This is a genomic window from Pseudomonas sp. WPR_5_2 (genome assembly GCF_003634475.1).
Taxonomy (GTDB): Bacteria; Pseudomonadota; Gammaproteobacteria; order Pseudomonadales; family Pseudomonadaceae; genus Aquipseudomonas; species Aquipseudomonas izuensis.
In genome coordinates, this window is the sequence record NZ_RBLA01000006.1 from 544,799 (window position 1) to 563,748 (window position 18,950).

The window sequence follows — 18,950 nt, forward strand, 5'->3', positions numbered from 1 at the left end:
AGCGGTGCAATAGACTTTCGCATCCATTAGCTCAAGCTACTCGATTTGTTGGCCTCGGCAATTCGCATTATCGGAGCGTCTGCCCACTGCGCAGAAACTCGATTGGATCGCCGTCGCCGTGACAATCACCTCCAACTCGGGAGTCTGGACTTGCACACAGGATGAAGTCTCTCTGCTGCCGACTGGCACAAAGGCTGCAAGACTCACATCAGATTCACCTGGAGCGTATTCCTCAGGACAGCCCCCTCGGTCAACGATGATCGAATGGCCGAACAGGACATGGGGGCATTGGTGCATCGGCAGGGAAGACTGGCTTTAACACTGCAAAAGAACAGGCAAAGGCGCCTGGAACCGAATGGTTTCAGGCGTTTTTTTTTTGCGTTTTTATCCGTAATTATCCTCGGAGCCGTCCATGAAAACAGCCGCACAATTGCTGAAACTGAAGGTCATGCAAAACCAGCAGGTACATAGCATTGCGCCAGATCAGATGGTGTATGAAGCGCTGAAGATGATGGCTGAAAAGAACGTAGGTGCTTTGCCCGTAATAGAGGAAGGCCAGGTAGTTGGCGTTATCAGCGAACGCGACTATGCGCGCAAGGTCGTTCTACAGGGGCGATCTTCGGTCGGTACTCCAGTCCGGGCCATCATGAGTGCGCCCGTCGTGACGGCAGACAGTCAGCAGAGTATCGAGCGCTGCATGGCGGTCATGACCGACAGGCATCTGCGCCATTTACCGGTATTGGAAGGTGACCAACTGATTGGTCTTTTGTCGATTGGTGATCTGGTGAAAGAAGCCATCGTCGAGCAGGCCGACCTGATCCGACAACTGGAACACTATATTCGAGGACATTAGGTGACCTAGACTGCTGCTGACGGCTCCTGGAACTTTAAGTTCTCACATGTGATGCCCGTTGGGCAGGTATCAATCAAGGAGCATTTGATATGGCCAAAGGCATAGCGCAGCGTGACGTTGTCCGCGTGTCCACATGCTCTGAATCGGATGCGGGGATGGGAGAGGTAAAGGTCACAATCAATGTGGGATAACCGGACGCGTATTTTACAACGGCTTTAAGAATCTGAAAGTGTGCAAAAGCACTTTCACTGGTTACGACTAGAAGCCCTAGGATTAGACTCAGACTAAGTGTGGTTGGCAAAGGCTGAAGGGTGCGAACAATATTGTTTAGGGGGTGTAATGTGTTGCGGGTGATATGGCCAATCTGCTCTTTATGCAGTGTGGCTTGTACGACTCATCACCCGCGTAAGTCATTCAGGCTTCTTTCTCTAATTTACCCATGTAGTTGGGAATTAGAGACTCACTGAAACCAGAAAGGAAGCAAATGGAGAGCATCAGATAGGCTGCGGAATCACTGGTTTCAATAAACGAGAATATCAAGCCTGATTTGATGGTGGTGTAGGTTATTACGCCTGCGATGGCTGAAATAATGAGCCGTTCGGCACCATAAATGGCGTACATCCAATTGTTAATTGCTTGCTGTGCCCAAACATCCTTGGCTTTAAGTGATACGGAGAAAAAACCTCCAGCAGAGGCATAAGCTGCCGCGTACAAAAAATGTAGCAGGATATTATTGTTGGTGAAAAACTCTGCCCCCCTCCATATGTGTGCTAGTAGTGCGGAGATACAAACTAAAGTCCCTAGAACCATTGCACCTAATAAGTAAAAAATTCTTCCATAAACTCGTTGTTGAAAGTCTGCTTTTGCATCGCTTTCAATGTTGTCGAATATTTTATTTGCCTCGTCAACATTACCCATGATTGCGGTGACAAGTGCGGAGGCGGCGCGTTGTTTGTATGAAGAATTTGCGCTGTATTTGAATATGGAGGATTTTGTTTTGTCAAATCGATCTTTCACTTTTTGAAAGTTTTCGAGTGGTGTTATATCATCTTCTATCTTTGTGTGTATGTATACGCGAATTGATTCGATTGAATTGATTGAGTCTATTTCGTAAATTACATGTTCGTCGCCGCGTGCATATATTTTTTTTACGATACAGCCAGTTGGACACTCTTTTCCAACTTTTATGCTCTCAATAGCAAGTTTTTGTTCGCGGAGGTAGGCTTCCTCTTTAGTAATCGTCTCCTTCGATTTAATTGGCTGAACATTTGATTCTGGATCCAATTTACATCTCCATGTGTTTTTTTAGAGGTGGGAATTCGGTTTTTGTAATTGTCTGCGGTTAGGCAGATAGTAATCTATGGTGAGAGCTGCGAATGATGCCATATTGATATCGTTCGGTCTACATCCATACAAAATGGAGTGAGGTGCTGTATTGAATAATCGTAGGGATAGCGAAGGTTCTTTCAAAGGGGGACGCTCACATTTCTTACGCAATGTATATTTCCGTAAGGAGTCAAGTGCTTCTACCGCCAAGTCTGCACTTAAGTGAATGCTGTATAGGGACAAACCGGATGTGTGCTCAACCGACATGAAGCACTACGCGCCACCAAAGCTTCTCTCAATTCCAGCAAAGCTGCTCGAAATCGAGCGTCCTCACGTGGGGCGCCAGAGGTCGGCTTTAATTCGTCTACATGACAGCGCACGGCTTGCACATTGATTGTGTTGAGATCATAACAATCATATTGAGTCAGAGGTTTGGAGGTGGGGAGCTCGCATTAGCAGGTGAATCCGTGACTGAGCCTTTCGAGTTTAGCGTTACCAGTTCGTATCCCGCTTCAGTCTGAGCGAGCTTTAGTGGCGTGCCACCCTTGAGAGCGATTTTCGGTTGGGTCAGTCAGGTGTTTCCTTTGGTTTTGATGCGAATACATGTTGGCTTGATTCTGAATCAGCTCAACGTAATTCATATTCATATTCATATTCATATTCAGTTCAGGCTCTCGCGAGGCCTCTGGTCTTGGTGGTATTCAAGCGTAATCAGAGGTGAAGTAGGGATTGTCATTGACTCAGCGATGGTCTCAGTTCAGTTGCCAGCTTCAAGTTAACTGCATCCGACAAGTTACACCGAAATTCACTCCAATTTTTGTTTACCTGTCCCCTCGATCACGATAATTTGCGGTTAAGCTGGCACGGTGCCGCTATCGTGCATCTCTTGATCCACCTTGGCATACGCCTGTCTCTGCCCAACTGGTACCTACCCTGACTCAGGGCGGGACATCGATCGCGCGTAGTAACCGCATGAGGATTCGGCGGTTTGGCTCTTGTAGGAAGTGTTATGGACGGCGTCAGCTTCAAGCAGGTAGACCAATATGCCCTGTGTTGTGTCGAGAATTTTTCTGATGAGCTCAAGCTCGCGCTGAGGGAGAACCTCACACGGATCTGCCATGGTGCTGATCAGGCCAGCAAGGACAGGGCGATCTACAAATACCCTGCGACGATCAAGCATTTCTGGAACGAGCGCTACTCCAGGAAACCCTGGGAAACCCGGATCGGCATGCTGGGCGAACTTCTGTCCCACGTCATCATTCTGAAGCTCTTCCCCGACTTTGACGTCGTCTCGCCGTTCTTCAACATGGAAGAAAAGAGCATCCGGAAGGGATTCGATCTCCTCCTGTACGAGACCTCAACGAACAACGTTTGGATCACCGAGGTCAAGTCAGGCGGCAGAGGGGCGGACAAGACCTCTTGTTCGGCCACCAGCGCGCTGTTGCGCCTGGCTCGTGACGATCTCAAGAAGCGCTTGGCAGAGCCGGAGCTAAACCACTGGCTCAACGCGATCAATGCCGCTCGAAATGCCATCCACAACAAGGCCAAGTACCGAGACTCTGTCATTGAGATTTTGGAGCTCGAAGGTGACTTGGCCGAAGGAAATGGCGCCACAGCTTCGGACAACAATGTGTTTCTCATAGCTGCCCTGTTCAGTGATGTCTCCCAATCAGTCGCCGAGCAGACGGTGTCCAAATTCACCACTAAGCTGGTGAAGGACTCGGTGTTCAAGACGGTGTGGGTGCTGTCCCTTCACAAAGGAACCATGGAAAAGCTGGAAGCGTTTTTGAAAACGGAAGCGGGGCACTAACATGGAAGAGTTGACTATCAGGAAGCTGGCCAACACCAAATTTAAGGGTCTGTATTTTCAGCTTCTTAAGGGAGATGAGCTGGGGAACTCGGAAATCGTCAAGCTTCTGGCCATCGCGGTGCTGCTCTTAAATCACAAGACGCCCGAGATCCGACGTCTGGGCTACCGCATCATCCTGTTCTACGGTAACGCATCTGGCCAATATCAGGCACTGTACGATGTAGCGCTCAACAGCGGCCTGCACCCCATCTCAGCTGTGATCAGCAGCCATTTTTCCCAAGATGATCCTCGGAGCGAATCGTTCATCCAGAACATCGTGGGCAGCTACGTCGACACCTTCCGCGACCAAGGCATTGTGCTGACTGAGCAACAGGACGCCCTGCGGACATTTGTTCAGTCGGAGTACCGTAAATCCTCAGTCGTGGTTGCTCCGACCAGCTACGGAAAATCTGAGCTCATCATCCAATCGGTGAAGGAAAATCCGGAGCAGCGGATACTGATCCTCGTGCCCTCGAAGGCCCTGCTGGCCCAGACGAAGAAGCGGTTGATCTACGCAGACATTGAGGGGCTGGGTAAGGTAGTGACCCATCCCGAGATGTATTCGGTGGAGCGGAATAACAGGGCGTTTGTCCTGACTCAGGAGCGGCTCAACAGGCTCCTGAACGAGAACGCCGGGTTGAACTTCGATATGGTCTTCGTCGACGAAGCCCACAACCTGCTGCAGAGCGACCGCAGAAGTGAGTTACTCGCTGCCATGCTGTGCATCCTGGGGGCTCGTAACCCGGAGACGTCGTTCAAGTTCCTGACCCCCTTCCTGTGCGATGAGCTCAATGTTCGTGTCCGCTTCCTGGACATGATCCCGAGCGGATTCAAGATCGACGAGTACATCAAGTCTGAACGTTTCTACATCAAGGATTTTAGGGCGGGGAAGGGCCAGACAAAGCTCAAGCTCTATGACCATTTCCTGAATGACTGGATGGAGTTCGATAGGAAGTACGCCAACTGCTTCGAACTCATCAAGGGCGAAGCATTGTCCAAAAACATCGTTTACGGCAATAGGAAGAAAAGCATTGAGTCATTCGCAGTCGAGCTATCAGCAGTACTGCCGTCCGTGGATTGCCCGTTGATCCAAACGGCCTGCGACGAGCTCGAAGAGCTTTTCGATCGGCGCTACAAGCTGATCGGTTGTCTGCGCAAAGGGGTCATGTACCACCATGGTTCGATTCCTGACACCATCCGCCTGTACCTCGAGAGCCTGTTCAGCAGCTCCAAGCAGATGAGGTTTCTGGTCTGCAACTCCACGCTTCTGGAAGGGGTGAACCTACCGATTGAACGGCTTTTCGTCTTTGATTTTTTCAAAGGGAAGAAAAAACTGACGCCATCTCAGTTCAAAAATTTGGTGGGACGCGTCAACCGGTTCAGTGAGGTGTTCGCTCCTGGCGCTGAGGCTGCGTTGAGAAAGCTGGAGTCCAGCATCTATCTCTTGGGCGTTAATGGCTACACTCGCGAGAATGCAGCTCTTGAAAATTTCTACGATAAATCAGTCAACGTCTCCAAAGTAGTTAAAGACACCGTCAGCAACGTTCTGCTGGAGGCAACCAAGATCATCGATGGGAAGGTGTCAGATCTCTATGACGACGCCGTTGAGCGCCTGGAAAACCTACACCCTGGTGTGGTTCGAGATCGCGAGTGTAAGTACGTCACGACTGAGGTAGGCAAGCTCCTCATCGCGAATAGCGTCAGTGAAATCGATGTGTTCGAGCAGGAAGAGGCCATCGACAGCATTATCAAGCGGAGCGTTGAGGCGAACGGTGTCATCAATACCGTCGACAGGCTGATGGTTGCCATCTGGAAGTCTTTCGTCGAGTACTTTGACGAAAGCCGAGAGTACAGCGATCTGCTGCGACTTAAGCAGGAGCCAGCGCGGAATTTCTACGCCATGATCCTGGACTGGAAGCTGAAGAAATACAGTGTGAAGCAGACCATCCGGTTTACGCTCGATTACTGGAAGAAGCTGGTCGAGCAAAACCGTAGTGACCACGTGTTTGTGGGCAAGTGGGGAGACACGACCTATGGCGATAGCAAATTCGAGAATTGGGTAAGGATTTCCCAGAAGGACGACGCCGAGCGGATCAACCTGGCGATTGTCCGCCTCAAGGACGAGGACGATTTCTTCGACAACAAGATCTTCAAATTCGTCGAGGTCTTGAACGGCCTAGGCGCCCTGGATCCGGGGTTCTACAAACTCATCAAATACGGTACAGCTGATGACACCAAGATCAAGCTGATCCGAGATGGCTACAGTCATGGCCTTGCAGATCTAATGCTTGAGAGATACCCCGAAATTGTGCGGACAACACTCGGCGGCGAAGTCGAAGTGAGCCCTCGTCTCGTCAACATGATGGTCGTGAATGGGGAGAGCGATCTGCTGATATTTGAGGCCAAAATGAACCTCAAGCCAGCCTGACCGAAACTCCTAGTGAACGGCTGGTAGGTTGCTCAGAAAAGCCTACCAAGCGGTTCATCGCCGGTTGCTACTCGCGGTTAATTTGCGGGTAAGGGGCCGGTGAATCCCTCGTATCTATCTGGTGAAGTCAACTATCCCACCCTGCAAAGCCAAGACATGGCTTCCGTGGATACGATCGCCCTTAATGCGGGAGTTCGGTCGGTGTGTTGGCTGTCTGCTTACAAAACCTGCGACTGATCGACTCGCGGGCGGCGGAATAGGCCCTGTCAAAGAACGGGTCTGGAAGATACTGGTGGAAGCTGGCTTACTACTCAGAATCAGATAACCATCATCGACAAGGATTTCCCAAGTGGCTAAAAATCAGAAAGCCATACCGACTCTCGATGCAGCGAAGCTGCGCGAGAATGCCATCACTTCGATTCGCCTTGGTGTAGAAGATTTCCAGCGTAGCCAGGGTGGCGTGAGCCCCGACCCGGCCAGAGCGCTCTCCTCAATCCGGAACCTCTTTGCTGGGGTTTTGCTGCTTTTCAAGTACAAAATCGCGAATGGCGTTGTTGATCCAGCCGACGCGGCGGCCCTGATATTCAATCCTCCAGAAATTCTGCCGCACCCAGATGGTAATGGTGGAGTCACTTGGCAACCCGCTGCGCGTTTCAAAGATACGACCATTGATGTGGCAACGATCAAGAAGCGCTTTGATGCTTTCGGTATCGAGATCGATTGGGACGTCATATCCAAGCTTCAGTCTTGCCGCAACCATCTGGAGCACCTTCATCCAGCACATACTCTTGGCGAAGTCGCCGATTTTGTAGCGGAATTATTTCCGATACTGCGGGATTTCATCCACGACGAGCTTGAGGAGGAGCCTGCTGCCATTCTGGGTGATGCGTGGCAAATCATGCTGCTGCATCACGACTTTGTCGCGGACATTAAAGAGCAATGCGATGAGGCTTGGGCCGAAGCCGGTATTCCTGATGGCATGAGTGAGTGGCTTGAGGCATGCAAATGCTCTGAATGCGCCTCGGCACTTCTGAAGCCGGCTCCGGAAAACGTAGATGCTGGCGACACAGTGGAATCCGACGACGACCGATTCCTCGCAATGTGCGTAAAGTGTGGCCATCGAGAGCTGATCGCGCCTATGTTGCTGGAAGCGCTAGGCAAATCGCATACCTACGATCCACGTGATGGCGACGAACCCACTTTGGAACGGTGCCACGAATGTGATCGGGAAGCTTTCGTCGTCTTAGATCAGGCATGCCTATGGTGCCGCTGCGAACTCGATTACACCGAATGCGAAGACTGTGGTGATCCGCTAGGGCAAGAAGATCAAGTCAACGAAGGTCGATGCTCCTACCACGCTTATGCGTATGAAAAGTTCATGAGCGAAGATTGATCGTTGCGAATCCTTCGTACCCTTACGGGCATTTCTATATGACCTGAGCCTTGGAAGGTGTTGGATACACGAAGATTTTCTTCAGAATCTTCAAAGTAACCGAGCAAATGCCCCACTACAAAATGATGATGGCTGACCAATTCGTAGGCTTGGATGCTCTGCCAGCTTTAGCGGAAACTGAAGCGGCAACTGTTCCACAGCAGCAAACTGAGGAGGCAGTTGAGGTTTTCGACACTCACCAATCCATAATCGTTACACCGCAGTTGCTGCACGGTGGCGCTGCTGATGCTTCGACCGCCATGTTGCCGCCAGGCTCAATTTATCCAAATCCTCTGACCCCGAATGAAGACCCGGGGGATATACCCTTCTGAGTGGGTTAACCTGGTCAGAATATTGATGCCGATCCCGAAATGGTCTGGGTGTCGGCGCAAGACTTTAGAGCAATAAGCAAACCACCACACAGGCCCCTCTGCTGATCACGGAGGATCAGTCGCACTCCCGAAGGCCATGACCTCGATGGAGCCGGGCCAACGGTATTAATTGGAAACGGCCTCAGTGTCGAGAGGCCGGCTTTCAACGAGAAGCAGCTATTTGCAGTTGCCTGCCTTTTGATATCCCGCCGCCTGAGCCTCAGAATCAAAAGTTATTTGGTTTTTCGTGGAGACCTGACCAAAACCAGGGCACCCAATCGAGAGGTGGTAGACCTGACTTTCCGGTTACCAAGGATCGAACCCACTCCAGCTGCGCTCGGAAGGGATGGCTGGATTGGTGTCCGCGGAGGGTTGACTGGAACGGCGCTAACCACCGCATCTCCAACTGCCATGTATCCTTGCGTCCATCGACGGTCAATATCTGTGCGGTACTGAAATTTATTACGCGATGAGGATCCATTATACCAATTGCGTTTCGCATGTTGGGTTTGTGGTTTTTGTCCTGCAATGAGTATGTGTCAATACTTGCGTCTTGTATCGCTCGTTATGCTGTGCTGAGTATGTGTCAATTTATAGCAATCCTTAGATGCTCGCGCCTGTGTCAATTGAATGTATTTATTTAGCTGGCAATGCATGGGTATTGTTGGCGGACATTAATGTTTATATGTTGTGTTGCTGGCTTTTTTATTTTGACAACGGTTGCAAAGTCGTTGTAGCGTTGAAAAAAACACACAGTGTGAGCTATGAGAAATTTTGCATTTTTTGAAGTGATAATTTTAAGCGTAAGTACTTTGGGTCTGCGTGTAAAATTGGATGATAAATTAGTTAATGCAATAGAGATATTTGCAAGAGCGATGATATTGGCTGCAAGGCCCAGTAACACTGTTCGCGCATATATCAGGCATGTGGCGAAATATTTAGATTTCTTCGTGGAGATGACAAACTATCTATTGAGGAATGATCCAAGACTAGTCAGTCATGAAGAGCTGTTTGAATATTATATAGATGCCTTACGGAATGGGGCGATGTCAACAGATCCCAATGTGGTTCATGTGGTTGAAACCCTTCAGTGGAAGCGAGTTAAGGATGGAACCATCAATGCATATTTAGCTGCATTGACGGAATTTTTCACCGTATCAGAACGTTACTTTGATTCCAAAGCTCTATCTTATCTAGGGTCAGATGTAGGGGTACGAAGCTGGAATACAGGTGCGTTTCCTAGGCTGCAGTATGCGGAGAACAAAAGTGACAATAATCTTCGTAGGATAAATAGACAGTCAGCGATGGCAGGTTGTATCGCCGGTGGTATAGGGTTGGTGAAGCGAGGTTATTTACAGACTTTTTACAGTCAACAAACCTATTGGAATTACCAAAGTACGAGCTTGATTTATCTAGACTTGATTCCGCTGATTCGTTGTGTGTTGAGTCTTAGGGATAGGTGTTTGTATTATCTTTTGGTTGCGAGTGGGATGCGGGTGTCGGAGGCGTTGCAGATACTAAGGGCTGATATTGATCCGATTAAAAGAGAGGTAAGAGTCGAAAACCCTAAAGGGCGAAAAGAAGAATATTACAGAATGGGTCTAACCGCTATAGAGGTTAACTCCTTAGTTTTTAAAGGAAGAAAAAATAATGTCGTTTTTATGGTTGAACCCTATGCCGAGCTCTTTTGGTGTTCGTACGAGGAGCTATTGAATTCGTCAGATTTTCCATTATTTCGATCTGATGGAAAATTCGTTACTCATGATTTTGTGTTCTCCGCTCTTAAGGGAGATAGCAAGGGAAAGCCGTTATGCTTAACTTGTCGATCAGCAATCCGAAAAACGTTCAAAAGGAATTTTCAAACTGGCGATCAAGCGTCATCACAACACATACATGCTCTAAGGCATGCTTGGGTCACCTATGTCTGCAATGACCATCCCGCAGAGGATGGTTCGTCAGGTTTAGGAGTGGATCTAACATGCGAGGTGATTGGTCACTCAAATACTGAAGTGACGGCTGTATATAACCATACCGATATTTTGAAGCTTCAAAAAGAAGCAACAAAGGCATACCAAGTAATGGAGTTTTGGGGGAGTGTTGATTTTGATTAATTACACGCATCAACCAATCATCCATGAAAATGATCCCGAATTACTACATATGGCAATTAAAAGTTGCATCAAGGAAGCGGTTGAGTATTCAGAACGAACCGTTGATGTGCGGTCGCCATCAAGCTATGAGTCTATTACGGCTGATAAGTCAACATGCCAGTTTTATATGAAAAAATTCTTTTTTCTGGCTGTTGATGTGCATCAGCGAGTTTTCGGCCTGGAATGGATTCTGGAATGCTTCAGATATGTAAATGGGTCGAGTCAAGAAAGATCTAATGTTAATTTGGAATGTTTATTGGGTGAATGTCATGGGGATTATCGGCAGTCGGGAGGTGTGGCGTTACGGCGCGGATTATGGCTTGTGCTGGTCTTATTATTTAAGGCTGGAAAAATCCTGCTTCCAGCGGATTTTAAGGCGCTCCAGATGCGTAATCCTATTGGCGCAAACAAGACTCTAATCGATTACGGTTTTACACTTTATCCAGAGTTGATGTGGTTCTGTATATCGGCTCGTTATAAAAATGAAAAAAGCGAGTTTTGGCAGGGAGTTGATAAAAAAATATGTGAGAGAGTAGCGCAGTATGGGACTAGATTGTTTTTTATCATTGGTGCGCGCACGCCGGAGGAGATTAATTTCGATTCTATAATTGATGTTCACAGGGAGTACTATTATTTGGGGCGGAAAGGGGTGGGTGAAATACCTGTCAAAGCCATCATGGAGTACGTTTGTCACTACTATCAAGGTAGAGTGAAGTTCACCTACTTGCAATTTGTAGGTCGACTCAATGATTTACGTCTTAAGAGTGACGTAAGCATCAAGCATCGTGATACGCAAGAAGTCCAAAGAATTGATGAAAGAGGCATTCTTGATGAGGGGCAACTTATTGAGTGGTGTAAAACAACATATAAGTATAAATTTCGGTTTGACTCTATCTGCGAATCAGATGCAGTTCCTCGTGCTGCGAAAGTTGATAGTACTTTGTCACTGTGGATTGGTCTTCAAAAAAAGTATTTTGAAATTCAGCGTTATGAAAATTTAAAGTCAAGCAGCGCCGGTGTGACACTATTTAATATGTATATATTTGGATATTTGCCTCGCTGGTATAATATGTATGGTGATATGGCGCCAGTTAGTTACCCCTCCTTGGTACAGGATTTTAATCACGCTTTTTTTGTGCAGCTCGAAAGGTCTCCGGGCGCACCGATGTCTTTACTGCATTTTTTGGAACTAATCACTGTTGACAAAAAAACAACTCCGTATGTAGCAATCTCGCAGCTTGATAAATTTTTCGATTGGGTTGAGAAGCGGACTCCGCCAACTGCTGATGGTATGGCGTTTCGTAACTTGCTCACCAAAATGGATCGGCCCAGCTCCAACAGCCTCCAGGAAACTGACAAACGACCGTTTACAAAGTCAGAGTATCCGATAGCGCTAAATTATCTGTATAGATTATTTGAGGCGGTGAGGCTGATAAATAATGAAATTTTTATTGGGCGGGGTGTTGATTTTTCGATAAGTTATTTATATGGGTTGGCAGTAAGTTTGGGGTGGAAAAAAGATTTTTATATTGGGGGTCGAAAATATATCATTACCGAATTTCCAAGCATGCTTTTTAGGTCTTGGGTTTTTCCATCTGGTGGCCAATATATAAAAATTATTGCACCTCATATGGTTGTGCATCTGCTTGCTGCGTTAGATAGTGGTGCGAGACATCAAAGCATTCAGTGGTTATGTGTCGATTTTGATAAGTATGCGTCGGGCGATGTTTCGTCGAAGGATGCTCAGATTATTTGGATCTGTACAGATAAGGTAAAAGCTGATGGCTTCGATTCTGTAATTAGTTCTAAAACCCTAGAGGCTCTGAAATATCAAAAGCGAATCAGAGGTTATGTAGGTTCTGATGTTTTTGATAGGGAATTGCACTACAATGGAAATTCGAAGTCTAAGAAAGATATGCTTGTGCCATTGTTTTCTTGGGATTGCAATACAGGAATGCCATTTACCGATGCCAATTATTCAAAAACCTATAAAAATTTTCTGGTGGTATTTCAATCTTTTTTTGCGCAGCATGGTTTCGTTAAACGCTTTTATGAAATGAAGCCATACGGGTTCACATACGGTGAGAAAGTGATAGCTTCTAAGGTGGAAGTTATATTTGCAGATGCCCCTTATTGTAGGGTTAGAGTTGTTACAGATATGACGCCCCATCACACGCGGTCTAGTGCCGTGCGCGTATGGTGTGACCATATGTCAGATAGAGATACCGGTCTTTACAAAAGTGGGCAAACTGAGGAGACCGTTCGCTATTACAAACCAATGAACGAGGAGCGCATACAAGAAATAAAAACAAAAATGACTCCAATGATAGAGTCGATCTGGAACGGTACAGCAATCGACACAATTTCTTCAGCCTCCAATTTTCGAATTGCGATGAATGAGCGACCAAATGATGCGCTTGCGGATTTCAATTGTATTACGGTTTCAATGCGCCGAGATCATGCAGCGGACGGCATCGAGATGATCAGGCAAAATCGCCACAGCGGGCTTGCTTTCCATGCTACCCACATATGTGCAAGAAATAATCAGTGCACGGATAGTATGAAACTCGAAGGCCTTGAATACCGTTGTGGTCTGTGTGCATTTGCAGTAAAAGGGCTAGATCATTTAGAGGCAATTGACGTAAAAATTTTTGATCTGAGCGAGGAGGTTAGAGATCTTCACTCATTGGCTGACTCACTAAGTCCAGAAAATCAGCACGACCTAGAACGTATTGATGCAAGACTAGAAATCTGTACAGCTGATCTATTGGCCTGGACATGGAGTAGAGATGTCCTGATTACCAAGCATAAAGAATTATCTGAAAGAGGTGGTAAATTTATATCGTATCATCCAGAAGTATTGATGAAGTCAATCTCAGAAGAAAGGGTTTCGGTTGGTTGTATGAAGTACGTGCTTTCAAGGTTGTACCAGGCTGGTAACTATCCAAGTCTGCAAAGTGATGTTTTGAGAAGTAAGTTTAATATGTTGCGTATTGCACTCATGGGGAATCGGCGTGGTGTGGTTGATCTTTTCCAGAGCAGGGTTGGTGATCCGGTAGGTAGCTTGATTAATAATATTAAGTCCATGATGAAGGTCGGTGGGATTACAGTCTCTCAATTGTGCGAACGTTTGGATAAGCAAGAAAGTGCTGAGCTTTTTGATTCTTTTGAACCTTTATTGGTAGTAGTGGATGAGTAATTGCGGGCCGTGGCAGAAGAATAAAGTTTCTCTTCGATTTAAGCGTGTGGAAGAAGCGCTTAAGATTATTAAAGGATACAAGTCGAAGATCGTGCAGCCGACGGAGTTGTGCGTCTTAATCGCTCAACGCATTAGCTCTCTCGAACTTGATGATTGGAAGCGAGGGGCGCGGGAGGTTGTAAAGCCAAAACCCCTTACGCCAGAAACATTGCTTCGAAGAAAGGGGCCGTATCGAGTTTTAATTGATAATTACTTTTTTGATGTTCAAGGTGTGGGCAGCAACGTAGTTAAATTGCTTAAGGATCCTGTTGCTAATCGTATCGTGGGAATGAAAGATGTGGTTATCGGAAGGCACGAGGCAAAAATAGCAGAGCTTAACAATGTTATTGAAAGCCTTCGGGAATCGATGAAGACAAGATCTGGGGCGATATCCACATCAGTAAATCAGGAAGAATCTTCGGCATATGATTCGATGGCGTTTTGTGCAAATGCTTTTTTTGAGTTGTTGTTAAGCACAGGGTACGTAAATTTTGACGAGGTGCGAGGAGAGATTCTGCAGGTTTCACGGGCTAGAAAAGTGATTTTAGACTCTCGAAAAATCGGTGCATTTCTAAATTGGAGGGCTAGCAACATATAGCTCCTCGAACCCGACCTGCTCAAGCAACCGCTAGACTAGGTCGGTATGTATGCGGTGATCACAAATTCTACAAGGGGCATATTGAGCGTACCTTCAAGAATATATAAGGTGCTGTTTCTGTGGGGGGCTTGCTAACTGAAGACGAAGGATTACAGTCAGGCCGGCTAAGGATACAAAAAGCTGCGTTGGCGGTTTGAACGCTGAAGGTAATGGATGACCATAACGATGATTTTGATATTTAAGTGCTGAGGCACTGCATGAAGGGGCAGTAACTAGCGATTTATGCAGGCCAGTCTATTCCCTCATGAAACGCATGTATGCAACTCAGATTCGTACTGTCAACGTGCAGTTGTTTGCTCATGTATTGCATACGTTCGAACTGCCATGTTCTGCTGTTTAGGCGCGGCGTTCCACCTCCGCGACCAGATGTACCGCCGCACCCCAACGCTGCATCTACGCGACTCCGCAATGAGAAGGCCTACAAGGGTCTTTCCGCTACCTGTGGGTAGCTGTAGCGCCATGCCTGGGTTTTTGATTTCCATTTTCGCTTTGGATGCATCATTGGCGCCGGATGCGGGAGGACATCAGGAAATTTTCGCCGGGTAAGTTCGCGGAAACAGTTTGTCTGGAGTATCTGGTAAGGATGATCCGGTTGGCGGCATTTTGAAAGTCATAATCCCCTTCCTTTTGGTTGACCTATTTGAGTTTCGCTAGTGGAAGCTATGACTCGAACGCCGATCACGATTCTTGAGCGTCCGGCACAAACAATACCTCCGAGGGATCGTTCAAAGGTCTCACCTGCGCATGATCCCACCGGCAAGTGGTAGTCGACTGCCGCTACAGACGCCCCTCTGATCAGTTACTGTCCTTATCGAAGATCTGGGCGAGTGCCGATCCCCATACCGCTTCCTGCTAAATGGCTGTCACCTTCCTGGCGAACCTTTGGATCACGGCTGGCTGATCCTCTTCGTGGAGATGCTAATGCTTGGGGTATCGGCCGCGCTTGACACGATTCTCGAATGTATCGGCGCTGCTGACTATCTCGGCTGTCCTATTGGCCAATGCATCAGTAGCTGCGCATTCTAAGATATTGAAATCTAAGGATTTTATTTTTGTTTTTGGGCGTCCTGTCCCGATAAGAGTTCGAACCTGCCCTGGGACACCATATTATTCGCTACGTCCAACATTCATCATTTATCAGCTATGCGTCCATGGGGCAGGGCGGGTGCAATAGCGGGTGGATTTTCTCGATTTACCAACGATACGCAACCTCAATCAGTTCTGATTGAGGAGTCAGCTTCCCTGTCGAAAAAAACCATCTTGCGCCCTTCGCTTCGATAAGAGTCGCTCGCGGATCGATGTCCACCGCCTTTACTTAATATATGGAAAACCATATATTCGAAAGGCCATATGCGAGCTGAGCTTCACAAGGCGTTCTCACATATCGGTGTGAGTAGCGGAGGATTGCGCGGCAAGTCGATAGACGAATTTCGTGGTGAGCGTTTCGATTACGTCATCACCTTGTGTGAAAAGGCCGCAGCCGATTGCCTCTCGTTACCTGGAGCAGTAGAGGCGTTGGCCTGGAGTTTTGAAGACCCAGTGACCAGCACCAATCCGAGGCCTTCCGTTATGCCCTTCACGAAATTCATGAGCGCATCAAGCTGTTCGTTTTGGTCAAAAACAAGCGCTGAGAAACGATATGACTGACCATCTGATACCGACCACTGTTTTCAAATGCCTGGCTGACGATACTCGGGTACGCACGATGCTGCTTATCACCCGTGAAGGTGAACTGTGTGTTTGCGAGTTGACCTGCGCGTTGAACGAGAGTCAGCCAAAAATCTCGAGGCACCTCGCACAACTGCGGACTTGCGGCCTGTTGTCTGACCGTCGGCAAGGCCAATGGGTCTATTACCGGCTGCATCCAAATCTGCCGGACTGGGTTCATCAAATGCTGACTACGGTGCTCGATAACAACAAGCATTGGTTAAGTCCTGATGCAAAACGCCTTGATGAAATGGGTGATCGGCCTGAGCGGGCACTTGCCTGCTGTTGAAACCAGATCGTTTGATTCCTCCTTCCGCGCGCCATTCAACATCCTGCCCATATCGAATACATCAGCCAGTTCGACACCCAGTCGAACTCCCTCCGACAACAGATACAGAGCGCAACAACATGACTATCAAAGTTGGCATCAATGGTTTCGGTCGGATCGGTCGCCTCGCTCTGCGAGCAGCCTGGAGCTGGCCAGAGTTTGAATTCGTGCAGATCAATGATCCGGCCGGTGATGCGGTCACCCATGCACACCTGATCAACTTCGATTCTGTGCACGGTCGTTGGCACAGCGACGCCAGCGCAGAGGGCGATCATGTCGTGATCGGCGGCAAGCGCATCAAGGTGACCGCGAACAAGGCGATCGGCGACACCGACTGGTCGGGTTGCGATCTGGTGATCGAGGCCAGCGGCAAGATGAAAACCGTGGCGGTGTTGCAGGCCTACCTGGATCAGGGCGTCAAGCGTGTGGTGGTCTGCGCTCCGGTGAAGGAAAAGGGCGCGTTGAACATCGTCATGGGCGTCAACCATCAGCTGTTCAAGCCAGCTGAACATCGCATCGTCACCGCCGCTTCGTGCACCACCAACTGTCTGGCGCCCGTGGTGAAGGTGATCCACGAGAAGCTGGGCATTCGTCACGGCTCCATCACCACTATTCACGACCTGACCAACACCCAGAGCATCCTCGATCAGCCGCACAAGGATCTGCGCCGTGCGCGGGCTTCCGGCATGAGCCTGATTCCGACCAGCACCGGCTCGGCCACTGCCATCGCCGAAATTTTCCCGGAGCTGCGTGGGCGACTGAATGGTCACGCTGTACGCGTGCCGCTGGCCAACGCTTCACTGACTGACTGTGTCTTTGAGGTCGAGCGAGCCACCACTGTGGAGGAGGTGAATCAACTCCTCAAGGGCGCTTCCGAGAACGAGCTGAAAGACATCCTCGGTTTCGAGGAGCGTCCACTGGTGTCCATCGACTACCGCACCGACCCGCGCTCATCGATCATTGATGCGCTGTCGACCATGGTCATCAATGGCACCCAGGTCAAACTCTATGCCTGGTACGACAACGAATGGGGCTATGCCAACCGTACCGTCGAACTGGCCAAAATGGTCGGTCTGGCAGTCTGAGGAGCGGTCATGAAAGCGTTGTCAGCCCTCGCGCCCGAAGTGCGACAGTACCTGCTCGTGACCGGCAATTATTGGGCCTTCACCCTCACCGACGGCGCTCTGCGCATGTTGGTGGTGCTGCACTTTCACGCCTTGGGCTACAGTCCACTTCAAATTGCGGCGTTGTTTCTGTTCTACGAACTCTTTGGCGTGATCACCAACCTGGTGGGTGGTTATCTCGGCGCGCGGTTGGGCCTGAACCGGACCATGAACATCGGACTGGGCATGCAGGTCGCGGCGCTCCTGATGCTGACAGTGCCCTCGGCCTTACTGACCATCCCTTGGGTGATGGGCGCTCAGGCGCTGTCAGGAATTGCCAAAGACCTGAACAAGATGAGTGCCAAAAGCTCTATCAAGCTTCTGGTTCCCGATGGGCAACAGGGCAAACTCTACCAGTGGGTGGCCATCCTCACCGGCTCGAAGAATGCACTCAAGGGTGTCGGCTTCTTTCTTGGCGGGGCGTTGCTGGCATTGATCGGCTTCAAAGGCGCCTTGCTGGCCATGGCGGGTGTCCTGGCGTTGATCTGGATCAGCAGCCTGATCCTGCTGAAGAAGGATCTGGGTAAAGCGAAAGCCAAGCCAAAGTTTCGTGACATCCTGTCCAAGAGCCCGGCGATCAATATTCTTTCGGCGGCACGGATGTTTCTGTTCGGCGCCCGCGACGTCTGGTTTGTGGTGGCGTTACCGGTTTACCTGAGCAGCGTGTTCGGCTGGGATTTCTGGGAGGTTGGCGGCTTTCTGGCAGCCTGGGTGATTGGGTACGGCATCGTGCAATCCTTCGCGCCCAGCATCACCGGCAAGAAACGTGGGCATGTACCGGACGGTCGTGCGGCGTTTCTGTGGGCGTTGGCTTTGGCTGGGCTGCCTGCGGCCATTGCGCTCGGTCTGGATACCGGGCTGTCCCAGCAGGTATTGCTACTCGGTGGACTGATGGTCTTTGGTGCGCTGTTCGCGGTGAATTCGTCGCTGCACAGCTACCTGATCGTGTCCTATGCCAAGGAAGACGGCGTGTCGCTGGATGTGGGGTTTTACTACATGTCCAACGCCATGGGACGACTCATCGGCACGGTGTTGTCTGGTTGGGTTTATCAGGTCTATGGGCTGGAAGCATGCTTGTGGATATCGAGTGCATTCGTGCTGCTCGCAGCCTTGATTTCCATCGGGCTGCCCAAGCATTCGGTGTAGCGATCGCTGACTCCTTCTATATAGAAGGAAATGGATTGCTTCCGGTTTTCTGCACGTAATTAATAGGTCAGCCAAATTAGAGCTTGACGGCAGATTCTGGAAGCCTATAATTCGCCCCACTTCCGGCGCAGTCGAAACGGAAAACTCCTTGGTAAACAATGAGTTACGCAGTTTTTCGACAGTGGGTTGCTTCAGGTCATCGGAGCCGAAAGGAAGTTGAAAAAGAGGTGTTGACAGCAGCGAGTAACGCTGTAGAATTCGCCTCCCGCTGACGAGAGATCGACGGCGCAAGTGGTTGAAG

At 49.0% G+C, this 18,950-nt stretch carries 12 protein-coding genes and 2 pseudogenes; 12 read left to right on the top strand and 2 right to left on the bottom strand.

The window, feature by feature from the left end:
- The first annotated feature begins 412 nt into the window (after positions 1-412).
- The gene (locus tag BJ917_RS23680) at positions 413-853 is read left to right on the top strand and encodes a CBS domain-containing protein (RefSeq protein WP_121104833.1); all 441 of its coding nucleotides are present in this window, start codon (positions 413-415) and stop codon (positions 851-853) included.
- Positions 854-1,267: 414 nt separating this feature from the next.
- Here BJ917_RS23680 and BJ917_RS23685 read toward each other — a convergent pair whose 3' ends face one another.
- Entirely contained in the window at positions 1,268-2,137 is an 870-nt protein-coding gene (locus BJ917_RS23685) for a hypothetical protein (RefSeq protein WP_121104835.1), read from the bottom strand.
- Positions 2,138-3,188: 1,051 nt separating this feature from the next.
- On the opposite strand from BJ917_RS23685, the gene BJ917_RS23695 reads away from it, so the two are divergent.
- The 4 genes from BJ917_RS23695 (at position 3,189) to BJ917_RS23710 (ending at position 8,220) form a co-directional block, all read left to right on the top strand.
- On the top strand, positions 3,189-3,989 hold the full coding sequence (locus BJ917_RS23695) for a hypothetical protein (RefSeq protein ID WP_121104837.1): 801 nt from the start codon (positions 3,189-3,191) through the stop codon (positions 3,987-3,989).
- A gap of 1 nt (position 3,990) precedes the next feature.
- Positions 3,991-6,456 (top strand): DEAD/DEAH box helicase, encoded by a 2,466-nt coding sequence (locus BJ917_RS23700; protein ID WP_121104839.1) that lies wholly within the window; start codon positions 3,991-3,993, stop codon positions 6,454-6,456.
- A gap of 349 nt (positions 6,457-6,805) precedes the next feature.
- Entirely contained in the window at positions 6,806-7,849 is a 1,044-nt protein-coding gene (locus BJ917_RS23705; RefSeq protein WP_121104841.1) for a hypothetical protein, read from the top strand.
- 50 nt (positions 7,850-7,899) lie between these two features.
- On the top strand, positions 7,900-8,220 hold the full coding sequence (locus BJ917_RS23710) for a hypothetical protein (protein ID WP_121104843.1): 321 nt from the start codon (positions 7,900-7,902) through the stop codon (positions 8,218-8,220).
- A gap of 216 nt (positions 8,221-8,436) precedes the next feature.
- On the opposite strand, the pseudogene BJ917_RS32405 reads toward BJ917_RS23710, so the two are convergent.
- Positions 8,437-8,696: pseudogene (locus tag BJ917_RS32405) on the bottom strand (deoxyribonuclease I); the annotation flags it as partial.
- Positions 8,697-9,023: 327 nt separating this feature from the next.
- Between BJ917_RS32405 and BJ917_RS23720 the strand changes: the two are divergent.
- The 7 genes and pseudogenes from BJ917_RS23720 (at position 9,024) to arsJ (ending at position 18,649) form a co-directional block, all read left to right on the top strand.
- Positions 9,024-10,370 (top strand): tyrosine-type recombinase/integrase, encoded by a 1,347-nt coding sequence (locus BJ917_RS23720; RefSeq protein ID WP_121104845.1) that lies wholly within the window; start codon positions 9,024-9,026, stop codon positions 10,368-10,370.
- Positions 10,354-13,608 (top strand): hypothetical protein, encoded by a 3,255-nt coding sequence (locus BJ917_RS23725; RefSeq protein ID WP_147432584.1) that lies wholly within the window; start codon positions 10,354-10,356, stop codon positions 13,606-13,608. Before BJ917_RS23720 ends, BJ917_RS23725 begins: the two co-directional genes overlap by 17 nt.
- A gap of 46 nt (positions 13,609-13,654) precedes the next feature.
- Entirely contained in the window at positions 13,655-14,245 is a 591-nt protein-coding gene (locus BJ917_RS23730) for a hypothetical protein (protein ID WP_147432585.1), read from the top strand.
- A gap of 1,410 nt (positions 14,246-15,655) precedes the next feature.
- Positions 15,656-15,936 (top strand): annotated as a pseudogene (locus BJ917_RS32410) (hypothetical protein).
- A gap of 8 nt (positions 15,937-15,944) precedes the next feature.
- The gene (locus BJ917_RS23745) at positions 15,945-16,301 is read left to right on the top strand and encodes a metalloregulator ArsR/SmtB family transcription factor (RefSeq protein WP_121104851.1); all 357 of its coding nucleotides are present in this window, start codon (positions 15,945-15,947) and stop codon (positions 16,299-16,301) included.
- A gap of 119 nt (positions 16,302-16,420) precedes the next feature.
- The gene (locus BJ917_RS23750; protein ID WP_121104854.1) at positions 16,421-17,425 is read left to right on the top strand and encodes an ArsJ-associated glyceraldehyde-3-phosphate dehydrogenase; all 1,005 of its coding nucleotides are present in this window, start codon (positions 16,421-16,423) and stop codon (positions 17,423-17,425) included.
- 9 nt (positions 17,426-17,434) lie between these two features.
- Entirely contained in the window at positions 17,435-18,649 is a 1,215-nt protein-coding gene (gene arsJ, locus BJ917_RS23755) for an organoarsenical effux MFS transporter ArsJ (protein ID WP_121104855.1), read from the top strand.
- Positions 18,650-18,950 lie beyond the last annotated feature (301 nt).